13 protein-coding genes are annotated in these 13,677 nt (G+C 67.1%); 7 read left to right on the top strand and 6 right to left on the bottom strand.

Annotated elements, in window-relative coordinates; translation table 11 throughout:
* Positions 1-44 precede the first annotated feature (44 nt).
* Positions 45-884 (bottom strand): metal-dependent hydrolase, encoded by an 840-nt coding sequence (locus CHB74_RS08125; RefSeq protein ID WP_089219289.1) that lies wholly within the window; start codon positions 882-884, stop codon positions 45-47.
* 45 nt (positions 885-929) lie between these two features.
* On the opposite strand from CHB74_RS08125, the gene CHB74_RS08120 reads away from it, so the two are divergent.
* The 5 genes from CHB74_RS08120 (at position 930) to CHB74_RS08100 (ending at position 5,106) form a co-directional block, all read left to right on the top strand.
* A complete protein-coding gene (locus CHB74_RS08120) occupies positions 930-1,511 on the top strand; it encodes a TetR family transcriptional regulator (RefSeq protein ID WP_089219138.1) in 582 nt (193 codons plus the stop codon).
* A 31-nt stretch (positions 1,512-1,542) separates the two neighbouring features.
* Positions 1,543-2,589, top strand: a complete 1,047-nt coding sequence (gene obgE, locus CHB74_RS08115; RefSeq protein WP_089219137.1) for a GTPase ObgE — start codon at positions 1,543-1,545, stop codon at positions 2,587-2,589.
* 16 nt (positions 2,590-2,605) lie between these two features.
* On the top strand, positions 2,606-3,730 hold the full coding sequence (gene proB, locus CHB74_RS08110) for a glutamate 5-kinase (protein ID WP_089219136.1): 1,125 nt from the start codon (positions 2,606-2,608) through the stop codon (positions 3,728-3,730).
* Positions 3,727-4,635, top strand: a complete 909-nt coding sequence (locus CHB74_RS08105) for an SDR family oxidoreductase (RefSeq protein WP_089219135.1) — start codon at positions 3,727-3,729, stop codon at positions 4,633-4,635. Before proB ends, CHB74_RS08105 begins: the two co-directional genes overlap by 4 nt.
* 126 nt (positions 4,636-4,761) lie before the next feature.
* A complete protein-coding gene (locus CHB74_RS08100; protein WP_089219288.1) occupies positions 4,762-5,106 on the top strand; it encodes a DUF2322 family protein in 345 nt (114 codons plus the stop codon).
* A 260-nt stretch (positions 5,107-5,366) separates the two neighbouring features.
* Here the strand turns inward: CHB74_RS08100 and CHB74_RS08090 are convergent, their stop codons facing one another.
* The 4 genes from CHB74_RS08090 to CHB74_RS08075 form a co-directional block, all read right to left on the bottom strand.
* A complete protein-coding gene (locus CHB74_RS08090) occupies positions 5,367-6,083 on the bottom strand; it encodes a hypothetical protein (protein WP_245842736.1) in 717 nt (238 codons plus the stop codon).
* A 198-nt stretch (positions 6,084-6,281) separates the two neighbouring features.
* Positions 6,282-8,105: a translational GTPase TypA gene (gene typA / locus CHB74_RS08085; RefSeq protein ID WP_089219133.1), complete on the bottom strand. Its 1,824-nt coding sequence runs from the start codon at positions 8,103-8,105 to the stop codon at positions 6,282-6,284.
* Positions 8,106-8,177: 72 nt separating this feature from the next.
* Positions 8,178-8,915 carry a glutathione S-transferase family protein gene (locus CHB74_RS08080; RefSeq protein ID WP_089219132.1) on the bottom strand — a complete coding sequence of 246 codons (738 nt, stop codon included), beginning with the start codon at positions 8,913-8,915 and terminating at the stop codon, positions 8,178-8,180.
* A 52-nt stretch (positions 8,916-8,967) separates the two neighbouring features.
* Positions 8,968-10,608, bottom strand: a complete 1,641-nt coding sequence (locus CHB74_RS08075; protein WP_245842734.1) for an alkaline phosphatase family protein — start codon at positions 10,606-10,608, stop codon at positions 8,968-8,970.
* A gap of 71 nt (positions 10,609-10,679) precedes the next feature.
* Between CHB74_RS08075 and CHB74_RS08070 the strand changes: the two genes are divergently transcribed.
* Together CHB74_RS08070 and CHB74_RS08065 are read left to right on the top strand one after the other, a co-directional pair.
* Positions 10,680-12,752, top strand: coding sequence for a protein-disulfide reductase DsbD family protein (locus CHB74_RS08070; RefSeq protein ID WP_089219131.1), 2,073 nt, complete (start codon positions 10,680-10,682; stop codon positions 12,750-12,752).
* Positions 12,753-12,773: 21 nt separating this feature from the next.
* A complete protein-coding gene (locus tag CHB74_RS08065) occupies positions 12,774-13,379 on the top strand; it encodes a redoxin domain-containing protein (RefSeq protein WP_179220766.1) in 606 nt (201 codons plus the stop codon).
* Here CHB74_RS08065 and CHB74_RS22235 read toward each other — a convergent pair.
* Positions 13,349-13,677, bottom strand: a 329-nt coding sequence (locus CHB74_RS22235; protein WP_218821406.1) for a hypothetical protein, incomplete at its 5' end; no start/stop codon positions are given. The two genes, CHB74_RS08065 and CHB74_RS22235, sit on opposite strands and share 31 nt — an antisense overlap.

Raw genomic sequence — 13,677 nt, 5'->3', positions numbered from 1 at the left:
CTCCCCATGCCGGGGACAGGGCCCTTTTCTATTGTGGGAAATGCTCAGGCCGCCAGCGCGACCGGCGCCTCATCGGTCTCGGCGGCGGCGATCAGCGCGCGATCGTCATGCTTCCACGGATGGAAGCCGGGCAGGAAGAAAGCGAGCCAGGCGGCGAGAATCTTGCGCATCATCCCCGGCTTCACGAAAGCGAACCAGAAGGTCCGCCACCACAGGCGCGGGCCGGAAAGGCCATCCTGCCGAAGCAGTTCGAGCACGCCCTTCGTGCGATCGACCATGAAGTTGCGGGTGACGAGCAGCATCACCTTGGCCTTCACCCGCCAGCGCTTGAAGCGCGGCCAATCCTTCGTCGCGTGGAGCCAGGTGTCGTAGGCGACGCCCTTATGCTCGATCTCCTCCACCGCATGCCAGCGCCACATCGCCGCGCCCTGCGGATCGGCGCCAGCCAGATGGCGGGGATCGGCCAGCAGTTCGTGCGCCAGAATCGCCGTGAAATGTTCCAGCGCCATGGTCGACGCCAGGCTGCCGATCGGCGGCTTTGAGCGGATGAAGGCGAGCCGCTGGTCGACAGCCTCCTCCAGCGTGCTGACATCATAGCCGGCATCGGTGACGCGGCGGTTGAAGGCGACATGCTCGCGCGTGTGCATCACCTCCTGCCGGGTGAAGGCGGCGATTTCGGCCGCCAGCACCGGCGGCGCGCCATCGCGAAACTTGCGCACGCTGTCGATGAAGAATCCTTCCCCCTTTGGAAAGGTGACCGACAAAGCGTTGTAGAATGCGGTTGCAACCGGGTCGCCCGCCAGCCACCAACGATCCATCGGCTTGCCGCGACCGAAACGGCGGTCACGGGGGGTGATGGTCAGATCTTTCGGGGTTTCGGGCATCATGCAACCTCCGTGGATGGGGACAGGATAGGCTTATTAACACTGATGTCAATATCACGCACCCGCCTCAGCGCCGAGGATAGCCGCATCGCCGCACTGGAAGCCGCCCGCGCCCTGCTGATCGAAGAAGGCCCGCAAGCCGTGACGCTGAAGGCGGTCGCGTCGCGAATCGGCCGCACCCACGCGAATCTCCTCCACCATTTCGGATCGGCCGCCGGCCTCCAGCAGGCGCTTGCCGCGCGCATGGCCGAACGGATCACCGCCCAGATCGGCGCGGTGGTGCTGCGCGCCCGCGCTGGCGAGGCCGATCAGCGCGAGATCGTCGATCTCACCTTCGACGCGTTCGGCAAGGAAGGCGCCGGCGCGCTCGCCACCTGGGCCCTGCTATCGGGCGAACGCAGCGCGCTCGACACCATCGTCGAGGCGATTCACCGTCTGATCGATGAACTTGGCCCGTTCCAGGGCCGCCCGCTCCGTCCGATCACGCTGACCTTGGTGCTGGCCGCCTTGGGCGACGCGCTGATGGGCGATGCGATGGCCAAGGCGCTCGATCTGCCACGCGGCACCGCGCGCGAAATGATGCTGGCGCAGATCCACGCGCTGCATGAGTCGAATCAGGCGGGGTGACGTTTCGCGCTTATTCGCTATATGCGCGACCATGCATTTCCTTGACCAAGCCAAGATCTATGTCCGGTCCGGCGCGGGCGGCCCCGGCGCCGTCAGCTTCCGGCGCGAAAAGTATATCGAATATGGCGGCCCCGACGGCGGCAACGGCGGCAAGGGCGGCGATATCGTGTTCGAAGCGATTGCCGGCCTGAATACGCTGATCGATTTCCGCTATACCCAGCATTTCCGCGCGCCGCGCGGCAAGGGCGGTTCGGGTTCGAACCGCACCGGCGCGGGTGGCGATGATCTCGTCATCAAGGTGCCCGTCGGCACGCAGGTCCTGTCGGAAGACAAGGAAACCGTGCTGCTTGATTTCACCGCGCCCGGCCAGCGCCATGTGCTGCTGCGCGGCGGCGACGGCGGTCGCGGCAATGCCAGCTACAAGACCTCCACCAACCGCGCCCCGCGCCAGCACGGCACGGGCTGGCCGAACGAGGAATTGTGGGTGTGGCTGCGGCTGAAGCTGCTGGCCGATGCCGGGCTGGTGGGCCTGCCCAATGCCGGCAAGTCCACCTTCATCAACGCCGTCACCAATGCCAAGGCCAAGGTGGGCGATTATCCGTTCACCACGGTGCGCCCGCAATTGGGCGTGGTGACCCGGCATGAGCGCGAATTCGTGATCGCCGACATTCCCGGCCTGATCGAAGGCGCGGCGGACGGCGCGGGGATCGGCGATCGCTTCCTCGGCCATATCGAACGCTGCCGCGTCCTCCTCCACCTGATCGACGCCAGCGGCGAGGATCCGGTCGAGGCCTATCATATCGTGCGCGAGGAACTGGACGCCTATGGCGCCGGGCTGGTCGACAAGCCCGAGGTGCTGGCGCTCAACAAGATCGACGCGGTGGACGAAAAGACGATCGCGAAGATCGTCAAGAAACTGGCCAAGGCCAGCGGCGGCAAGGAAGTGATGCTGCTTTCCGGCGCGGCGGGCATCGGCGTGGATCCGGTGCTCGATCGGCTGGTCGATGCGATCGGGCCGCTGCCGGATGTGGAACAGCCCAAGGGCGAGGGGGAAGAATCCGAATGGTCGCCGATCTGAGCATCCGGGGCCGTTGATGCCCGCCGGCCGTTTCGCCCCCGCAACCTGCCCGCGCCTCGTCATCAAGATCGGATCGGCCCTGCTGGTCGATCCGAGCGGACAGGTGCGGCGCGACTGGATGGCCGGCGTCGTCGCCGACATCGCCGATCGCGTCGCCGCCGGCCAGCAGGTCGCGGTCGTGTCTTCGGGCGCGATCGCGCTTGGCGCGCGGCGGCTGGGCCTGCCCAAGGGCGGACGTGCCAGCCTGGAGGATGCGCAGGCGGCAGCCGCCACCGGCCAGATCGCGCTGTCGCATTGCTGGGCGGAATTGCTGGGCGAACGCGGCCTCACCGCCGCGCAGATGCTCGTCACGCTCGACGATCTGGAAGATCGCCGCCGCTATCTCAACGCCGCCGCGACGCTCGATCGGCTGATGACGCTGGGCGTCGTGCCGGTGATCAACGAGAATGATTCGGTGGCGACCGCAGAAATCCGCTTCGGCGACAATGACCGGCTGGCGGCGCGGATCGGCCAGGCGGCCGCCGCGCGCGGCGTGGTGCTGCTTTCGGATATCGACGGCCTCTACACCGCCAACCCGCATCGCGACCCGGATGCCCGGCTGGTGCCCGAAGTCACCCGCATCGACGCCGGCATCCGCGCGATGGCGGACACGGGATCGGCATCGGGCATGGGGTCCGGCGGCATGGTTTCCAAGCTGGAAGCCGCGCGGATCGCGATGAGCGCGGGCGCCCACCTCGCCATTATCTCCGGCAAGCTCGATCGGCCGTTGACCGCGTTCGCCGATGGCGGCCGTGGCACGGTGTTCGTCGCGGAAAGGGGCGCATCGGCCCGCAAGGCGTGGCTGGCCGGGCGGCTCACCGCCAAGGGCGCGATCCATGTCGATGCCGGCGCGGCGGCTGCCCTCGGCCAGGGGCGCAGCCTGCTGCCGGCCGGCGCCACCTCCGTCGACGGCCGCTTCGCACGCGGCGACGTGGTGGACATTATCGGCCCCGATGCCCTGCCCGTCGCGCGCGGCATGGCCGAATATGATGCCGACGACGCCGCCCGCATCGTCGGCCGCCGGTCCGACGCGCTGGAAGCCCTGCTCGGCTACGCGCCGCGCGCCGCCCTCGTCCATCGCGACCATATGGTCCTGCTGTGAAGCCCATCGCGATCACCGGCGGCACCGGCTTTGTCGGCGGCCATGTGCTACGGATCGCCGGCGAACGCGGCATCCCCGTCCGCGCGCTCGCCCGCGGGCCGCAGGCGCCGATGCCGGGGGTGGAATGGGTTGCCGGCGCGCTTGACGATCATGACGCGCTTGCCCGGCTCTGCGACGGCGCCGGCGCGGTGATCCATATCGCCGGCGTGATCAACGCGCCCGATCGGTCGGGCTTCGCGGCGGGGAATATCGCCGGCACCGAAGCGATGGTGGTCGCCGCGAACGGCGCCGGCATCCGCCGCTTCATCCACGTCTCGTCACTCGCCGCGCGCGAACCGCGCCTGTCCGATTATGGCTGGTCGAAAGCCGAATCGGAAAAGGTGATGGAAGATTCCGCGCTCGACTGGACGATCGTGCGCCCGCCCGCCGTCTATGGCCCCGGCGACCATGAGATGCTGGAACTGTTCCGCATGGCGGCCAAGGGCTTCGTCACCCTGCCCCCGGCCGGCCGCCTGTCGCTGATCGAAGCGTCGGATCTCGCGCGGCTGCTGCTCGATCTCGTCGATGCGCCGGCCGCGATCGGCCAGCGCTACGAACCCGATGATGGTCGCGCCGCCGGCTGGGATCATCGCGAATTCGCGCTCGCGCTCGGCGATGCCGTCGGCCGTCCGGTCAAGACGTTCGCCGTGCCCGCGCCCGTGTTGCGCCTCGCCGCCGCCGCCGACGGCCTGTTTCGCGGCAAGGGCGCCAAGCTGACGCCCGATCGCGTGCGCTATTTCTGCCATCCCGACTGGGTGGTCGGCGCCGATGCCCGCCCGCCGGCGGCAATCTGGCGCCCGCAGGTGGAAACGCACGCGGGGCTGAAGGCCACTGCCGACAGCTATCGCACCGCCGGCTGGCTCTAAACCGGCCGGACACGGCCCGCGCGCGTCATTTGTTGGTGATTGCTGTCCCAGTGGCAGGCGCAATTGCGGATGATCGAGGGCGGTGTAAGAGCCCGACCTAACGACTCATTGCGGGAATCCGAAAATATGCCGGCCACGATCGAAGCAAGCGCGACCTTCAAGGACAATCTCCAGCAACTGCCGCCGATCGATGGCGTCGAGCGTATCGACCTTATCGACGCCGATGGGAATGTTGTCGCCAGCATCGCAAACCAGCCGGGCAAGCAGGGATCGCTCGCCGTCTATCAATATCTCGCGCAGATCTTCGGCACCCTTGATGCACAGGCCGCCGAACATGGCCTTGCCGTGTTTGCCGAACATACGGCGGATGCGCGCATCCGTCCGGGCGCGCATCCCAATATCGATCGCCTGTTGGAGATTGCCGACGGCGGCAGCCCGCTGCGTATCCAGATCGTCGCCACCACGCGCTGATCTTCCGCCTCGGCGGGTGGCGGCAGCCAGGCTATGCCGCCCCTTCCGCCGCCAGCATCGGGAAGTTCCGCTGATGCCAGAAGGGATAGGGCGGCATGGTAGCGCTTGCCGCGTCGAGCGCCGCGATGTGCTCGTCCGCCAACCGCCAGCCGACCGCGCCGATATTCTCGACAAGCTGCGCCTCGTTCCGGGGGCCCCTCCATTTTACCCCACCTTCCTGCCGTTGAGAAATCGACGCCCCCCCCAACCGAACGCCCGCCTCAGAATTCGTGGCGGTAGGATACGCTGACGCGCTTTCGCTGGCCGAAGCTGTTGTCGATATAATTGCCGGATAGGCCCACCGTGTCGCGCCCGCTGAGATGGTAGGACAGGCCGCCGCCGACGGAATAGCCCGAAAAGTCGTTCGTGCCATTGGTGACGTTGCCGCCCGCTAGCAGCGTGATATGTTCGTTCAGCGGGCGGATGCTGAACAGGCCGACATAGCCGCTGCTGCTGCTCATCTCGGTCGGAAAGCCCTCATTCTGGTCGATGTCGATCGACGGCTGCTTGCCGTTGGTATGGCTGTAGCCGAACGGCACGAAGAGCCGCCATTTGCCCGTATCGAGCCCCAGTTCGGTGAGCGGCACGAAGCCGCCCAGCGAATAGCGCGTCTGTTCCACCCCGGAATCGAGCTCGATCCGGGCGGCGGAGAAGGTGAGGATCGCGACGGGAAAGAGATAGGACGCGCCGATCGACCACTGGCCCGATTCCGAAACGCGGCCGTTGACCTTGAACTTGGCGCCGAACGCCACCGAGCCGGAAACGGACAGCTCATCCGAATAGGAAACGCCCGCCTTGGTGGCGATCTTGGTCGGATCCTCGGCCGCTTTTTCCTTCTGCGCTTCGGCCGGCGCAGCGATAGCCAGGCCCAGCGTTGCCGCCGCCATGGTTCCGCGCCGGGAAATCGACCGGCATTGCGCGATGGCGGGAAGCTGCATGGGACGCATCCTTTGGCATCGCGTGGCCGGTCAGGGCCGAGGCGCCGGGCCGCCATGTCGGCGCCCGGAGCATCATCAACGCCAGCCGGCGCGCAAAGGTTGCGGGGCCGAATTCAATTGCCGATCCGCAAGCCGATCGGCCGGGCCGCACGCCCCATAAAAAAGGCCGGCCTCCTTGTGGGAGACCGGCCTTTTGGATCACGCCGCGGCTTTGGCGCGCGACGCCTTCTTGCGTTCATGCGGATCGAGGTGGCGCTTGCGCAGGCGGATCGACTTCGGCGTCACCTCCACCATCTCGTCATCGTCGATATAGGCGATGGCCTGTTCCAGCGTCATCTTCTTCGGCGGGGTGAGGCGGATGGCATCGTCCTTGCCGCCCGACGCGCGGAAGTTGGTGAGCTGCTTCGCCTTCATCGGGTTGACCTCAAGGTCATCCGTCTTGGCGTTCTCGCCGATCACCATGCCCTCGTAGAGCGCCTCGCCCGGGCCGACGAACAGGATGCCGCGCTCTTCGAGCGGACCCAGCGCATAGGCCTGCGCCTCGCCGACGCCGTTCGAGATCAGCACGCCATTCTTGCGGCCTTCGATATTGCCCTTGTGGGGGCCATATTTCTCGAACAGCCGGTTCATGATGCCGGTGCCACGCGTATCCGACAGGAATTCGCCATGATAGCCGATCAGGCCGCGCGACGGCGCCGAGAAGGTGATGCGGGTCTTGCCGCCCCCCGACGGGCGCATGTCCGTCATCTCTCCCTTGCGCTGGTTCATCTTGTCGACGACCGTGCCGGAGAATCCATCATCCACGTCGATCACGACGGTTTCATACGGCTCGGTCTTCGCGCCATTCTCATCGGTGCCGAACAACACGCGCGGGCGGCTGATGCCGAGCTCGAAGCCTTCGCGGCGCATGGTTTCGATCAGCACGCCGAGCTGGAGTTCGCCGCGCCCGGCCACTTCGAACGAGTCCTTGTCCTCGCTCTCCGTCACCTTGATCGCGACGTTCGATTCCGCCTCGCGCTCCAGCCGGTCGCGGATCATGCGCGACGTGACCTTCGATCCCTCGCGGCCCGCCATCGGCGAATCGTTCACCGCAAAGCGCATCGACAGCGTCGGCGGATCGATCGGCTGCGCCTGGATCGGTTCGGTGACCGACGTGTCGGCGATCGTGTTCGACACTGTCGCCACGGTGAGGCCGGCGAGGCTGATGATGTCGCCGGCGCGCGCTTCGTCGACCGGCACGCGATCGAGGCCGCGGAACGACATGATCTTCGACGCGCGGCCGGTCTCGATCACCTTGCCGTCCATGTCGATCGCGTGGATCGGCTGGTTGACCTTGACCACGCCGGACTGGACGCGGCCGGTGAGGATGCGGCCGAGAAAATTGTCGCGATCGAGCAGCGTGACGAGGAAGCTGAACGGCGCATCCTGATCGAGCGCGGGCGGCGGCACATGGCCAACGATCTTTTCGAACAGTGGGGTCAGCGTGCCTTCGCGCAGCGTCGGGTCCTCATTGGCATAGCCGTTGCGGCCGGAGGCATAGAGCACCGGGAAATCGAGCTGCTCGTCGGTCGCGTCGAGCGACACGAACAGATCGAACACTTCGTCCAGCACTTCCTGGATGCGCTCGTCCGGACGGTCGACCTTGTTGACGACGACGATCGGACGCAGGCCGAGCTTCAGCGCCTTGCCGGTCACGAACTTCGTCTGCGGCATCGCGCCTTCGGACGAGTCGACGAGGAGGATCACGCCGTCGACCATCGAGAGGATGCGCTCCACCTCGCCACCGAAATCGGCGTGGCCGGGGGTGTCGACGATGTTGATGCGGTGGCCCTGCCATTCGATCGAGGTGGGCTTGGCGAGGATGGTGATCCCTCGCTCCTTTTCCAGATCATTGGAGTCCATGGCACGCTCCTCGACCCGCTGATTGTCGCGGAACGTGCCGGACTGGCGGAAGAGCTGATCAACCAGGGTTGTCTTGCCATGATCGACGTGCGCGATGATGGCCACGTTGCGGAGGCTCATGAATATCCGATCTTACGAGGGTAGATTTGCGCGGCCCCATAGCCGATTTGTTGCGACGCGGAAAGGGGCCGTTCAGAGCTTCATGATGCCCACCCGCGGCGTACGCATGCCGAACGATTGCTCGGCAAGGCGCGCACCGGCGTCGATCAGCGCCTGGCGGCGGCCGGTAATGCTGGCGTCCCGCTGCACATCTTCGAACGGCAGCAGGTGCGCCAGCGAATCATGGGCGAGAACGCGTTCGACAAAAGCCGCCGTCAGCGGCCAGCGCGCCGCATCGACCGCAAACCCCACATAGGCCGCGTTGCGCAGGAACGAAGCGATCGCGATGTCCGCCAGCCCGATATCGCCGAACAGGAAGCCCTGCGCCGGCGCCAGCGTTTCGAGATAATCGAGCACGGCAGGCGCATCCTCGGCCAGCGTCCGTTCGACGCGGGCCGCGTCGCCCGGCTCGCCCCACACGGCGGGATGGACGAAACGCTGGTAGAACAGGCCCCAGATGAACACGTCGCCCATCCGCGTATCGGCGAACTCCTCCAGCCAGCGGGCACGGGCGCGATCCTTCACGTCCGCCGGCAGCAACGGATGGCCGGGATAGGCTTCGTCCAGATAGGCGCAGATTGCCGAACTGTCGCACAGCACCAGATCGCCATCGATCAGCACCGGAATCCGGCGCAGCGGGCTGATCTCGCCGAAGCCGTCATTCCCGAAAAAGGGCGTGATCGGATCGATCTCATAATCCAGGCCCTTGAGCGCAAGGCAGGCGAGCACCTTGCGCACATAGGGGCTGACATAGCTGCCGATGATCTTCACGGTTCGATCCTTTCAAATACGCCGCGTCCGATCGATCGGCAGCGCAGGGGGTTCAGCGGCAGCTATTGCCGGCGCCGGCGTCGAGATCGAGGCAGCGGCCGTCAATCTCCTCCGCCGGGATGGTGAGGCCGACAAGCGCGCCCAGCGTCGGCAGGATATCCACCGTCTCGATCGAAAGCGGCTGTTCGAAGCCCGTGGTGCCGGGGCGGTAGAACAGGATCGGGACGCGCCGGTCATTCTGCCAGGGCGATCCATGGGTAGCGACCGAACCCTTCAACGGATCGGAAATCGGCATCACCTTGGGCTTGAGCAGGACGACGAGATCGCCCGACCGTTCGGGATCGAACGATGCCTTGGCGCGCTCGGCCAGCGACCATTCCTCCACCGGCGGGCGCGGCGGCGTCATGCGGCGGAGATCGTCCGCCGTGAACACATCCGCCACCTGGCGGTGCGCCAGCAGCCGGGCCTTGAGCGTGGCGATCACCAGCGGGCGCTTGTCCGCCGGAATGTCGCGCGCGACATACCAGTCGCCGAACGGCCCGTCGGACCAGACCAGCCGTGCCTTGGGATCAAGCCCGAACTGCTCGGCAAGCGCCGCGCCGAACACCGACGGACGCAATTGCGGATCGACCCGCGACGCTTCCGGGAAACCGCGCGTCTGCGCGCGTTCGGTAACGTCATGGCCACCATGATCGGCGGTGAGGACGACGGCATAAGGGACGCGCGTGGCATCGAGCGCAGCGAGGATGCGGCCGACATTTTCGTCCAGCCCCACCATCTGCGCGCACATTTCCGCGCCTTCGGTGCCGAAAGTGTGGCCGACATAATCGGTGGCCGACAGGCCGATGGTGAGCACGTCGGTGCTCGCGCCACGGCCGAGCTTCATTTCATCGAGCAGGCCGATGGCAAGATCGGCGGTCGCCGCGTCGAAATCGACGGCGGCGCGGAAGCCGCGAAAATCCTCCGCCTTGCGATCGGCGAGAACGCCGACCTGCTTGGTGGGCCCCAGCGGCAACGCCACCGATCGCGAACGGCACATCGCCGGCAGCGCGGCCTTGGCCGGCCGGGCGACGAGCGCGGCGACGCTGGCATTGACCCGGCTCACCGTGGCGGGCGGCGTCGCCGTCCGGCCCGGCAAGGTGACATAGGATTTGCCGCCCCAGAACCAGATCTGATCGGTATCGTGGCCGCCCATCATCACCGCCGCGCGATCCTTGCCGGCGACCGAAACGACGCGCGTGGCCTTGTCCACCACCTTCAGCCGATCGCCCAGCGTGGGCACCTTCAGATATTGGGGGGACACCGAATAATTTTCGGAGCTGCTGCCCGGCACCGACGGGTCTTCCGAGCAATAGACCATCTTGTCGTCGCGCGGCAGCGACAGATCGAACCAGTTATTGGCGATGATGCCGGTGCGCGCCGGGTGCGATCCGGTCAGGATCGTCGAATGACCGGGGCAGGTTTCCGTCGCGGCATGGCTTTGATAACCCGACGGAAAGACGACGCCATTGGCCAGCCGCTTCATCCCGCCGGTGAAATGCTGGCGATATTCCGCGAACAGATCGGCCGAAAACTGGTCGACCGAAATCGCCACGATCAGCTTGGGCTTCGCCATCTCGGCCGCCGCTTCGGCCTGCGCGACCGCCGGGACCGCAAGCGCCGCCGCGATCGTAACCCTTTGCCACAGTTTCAAATGCTCACTCCCGGTATGCGTGGTGGCCCCGGCAATGCTATAGCGCCGGGTCTGGTTGAAATGGAGCCCCGATGACCGCCTTCGGTTGCCGATTGATGACGATCCTTGCCGCGATGCTGCTGGCGATGCCGGCGCTGGCGCAAGGGCCCCACATCCAGCCCCGCCTGGTCGCCGAAAGCGCGACGCCGGCCGCCGGCGGCACGACCACGCTGGCGCTGGTGATGAAGCCCGCGCCGACATGGCACGGCTATTGGAAAAATCCCGGCGACAGCGGCGTCGAAACCCTGATCGATTGGACGCTCCCCGCCGGGGCGAGCGCGGGCGAGCTAACCTATCCGGTGCCGCACACGCTGATCATCGCCGGGCTGATGAACTATGTCTATGAAGGCGAATATGCCCAGTTGATCGAGCTGAAGGTTCCGGCCGGCCTGGCCCCCGGCACCCGCCTGCCGATCCGCGGCACGGCCAAATGGCTCGCCTGCACCGAGGAAATCTGCGTCCCCGAAAAGGCCGATATCGCGGTCGACCTGACGGTTGGCGATGGCAAGGCGGATCAGGCGCTGACCACCAGCTTCGCGCGCTGGCGCGCCGCCATGCCCAAGCCGCTGGGCAGCGAGGGCCGTTTCGCGCTGAAGGGCGAAACCTTCCGCATCGCCGTGCCGCTGCCCGCGAAGCTGCCGGTGGAGGACGTCTATTTCTTCCCGCTGACCGATGGCGCGATCGACTATGCCGCGCCGCAGGCGGTGAGCCGCAATGGCGATGATCTGATCGTCGAGGTGAAGGCGGCCGCCGGCGCCGCCGACATCGCCGAACTCGATGGCGTGCTGCGCATCGGCAAGGATAACGGCCTTGCCCTGCGCGCCCGGCCCGGCGAAGTGCCCGCCGCGGGCGCGCCCGTCACCGCCAGCGGCCAAGGTGGCAGCGGCGGCGAAGGCCTGGGCGGGGGTGGCGGCAAGACGATCGCGATCGCGCTCGCCGGCGCGATCCTTGGCGGCCTGCTGCTCAACGTGATGCCCTGCGTCTTCCCGATCCTGAGCCTGAAGGCGCTGAGCCTGGCGCGCGCCGGCGGCGACGAGCGCGAAGTGCGACTGGAGGCGCTGGCCTATACCGGCGGCGCCGTGCTGACATGCCTCGTGCTCGGCGGCGTCCTGCTGGCGCTGCGGGCCGGTGGCGAAGCCGTGGGTTGGGCCTTCCAGTTGCAGGATCCGCGCGTCATCCTCGTCCTCTTGCTGCTGACGGCGGCGATCGCGCTCAACCTGGCCGGACTGTTCGAGCTGCCGGCGGTGGTGGGCGGCAACGAACTGGCGAGCAAGCGCGGCACCCACGGCGCCTTCTGGACCGGCGCGCTCGCCGCCTTCATCGCCACGCCCTGCACCGGCCCCTTCATGGGCGCCGCTCTCGGCGCGGCTTTGGTGCTGCCGGCGACGGCGGCGATGGCGATCTTCGCCGGGCTGGGGCTGGGCCTCGCCCTTCCCTTCCTCGCGCTCGGCTTCATCCCCGCGCTGCGCCGCAGGCTGCCCCGGCCGGGCGCCTGGATGGATCGCCTGCGCCGCATCCTCGCCATTCCGATGTTCCTGACCGCGCTGGGCCTGGCCTGGCTGCTGGGTCGGCTTTCCGGCATTGACGGGATGACGCTCGGCCTTGGCGCCGCGCTACTGACGGGCCTCGGCCTGTGGTGGGTCGGCCGGCGCCAGTTGGCCGGCGGCCGCGCCGCCTGGTGGCCGCTCGCCCCCGCGCTCGCCGCGTCGCTGGCGCTGATGGTGAGCGTGCCGCGCGCACCCGCCACCGCCGCCGTCGCGGAAGCCGGTGCGCTGGGCGCCACCCCGTTCAGCGAGGCGAAGCTCGCCGAATTGCAGGCGGCGGGACGGCCGGTCTTCGTCTATTTCACCGCCGACTGGTGCCTGAGCTGCAAGGTGAACGAAAAGGCGGCGATCGACCGCGCCGAAGTGGCCGAAGCCTTCGCCGCCGCCAATGTGGCGGTGCTGGTTGGCGATTGGACCAATGGCGACGCCACGATCGGCCGCTTCCTGAGCGCGCAGGGGCGCTCGGGCGTGCCGCTCTATCTCTTCTATCGCCCCGGCCAGCCGACGCAGGTGCTGCCGCAAGTGCTCACCCCGGGAATACTGACCGCGCTCGCCGCCTGATTCATCGAGGAGGAAATGCCCATGTTCCGTCCGTCCATCGCCATCATCGCCGCCGCCGTGATCGCCACGCCCGCCGTTGCGACCGTCCAGATCGGCAAGCCCGCCCCCGACTTCATCGCCGCCGACGCCACCGGCAAGCCGGTCAAGCTGTCCAGCTTCAAGGGCAAGACCGTGGTGCTCGAATGGAACAACCCCGGCTGCCCCTTCGTCCAGAAGCATTATGACAGCGGCAACATGCAGAAGACGCAGGCCGCCGCCCATGCGCAGGGCGTGGTGTGGCTCACCATCAATTCGGGCGCGCCCGGCAAGCAGGGCTATATGACGGGCGCCGAGGCGCAGGCCTTCGAGCAGAAGGAAAAGGCGCACGCCACCGCCTATCTGCTCGATCCCAAGGGCGTCGTCGGCAAGCTCTATGACGCCAAGACGACCCCGCACATGTATGTGATCAACCCCGCCGGCACGCTCGTCTATGCCGGCGCGATCGACGACAAGCCGACGGCCGACCCGGCCGACATCAAGACCGCCAAGAACCTCGTGCTCGCGGCGCTCTCCGACGTGAAGGCCGGCAAGCCGGTGGCCGTCGCCAGCAGCAAGCCCTATGGCTGCGCCGTCAAATATGGCGGGTGATAAGGCGTCGCATGCACGGGCAGCAGGCAATCGCCGCCCGACCAACGACCTGACCTGAGCTGACGCCCGCCTGCGATATGGCGGGCATCAGGGACACGGCTTCGCGGGCGGGTGATCTGCCCCCTTCTGAGTGGTCCAAAATTGATGATATTTTGGATTACGAAGGAGACAAGGAATGCCGAGCAAGAAGCATCGCCCGGAAGTGAGAACGGCGGAGCAATATTCGACCACGGTAGCGGCGGGATAGCCCTGCTGCGGGCGGCGTAAAAGTCGTCCACCTTGAAGCCTTTCTGCCAAG

Origin of the sequence: Edaphosphingomonas laterariae (genome assembly GCF_900188165.1) — a bacterium.
Lineage (GTDB): Bacteria > Pseudomonadota > Alphaproteobacteria > Sphingomonadales > Sphingomonadaceae > Sphingomonas_E > Sphingomonas_E laterariae.
The sequence above is the reverse complement of the archived record's forward strand: the minus strand, read 5'-3'. Positions and strand labels throughout refer to the sequence as shown.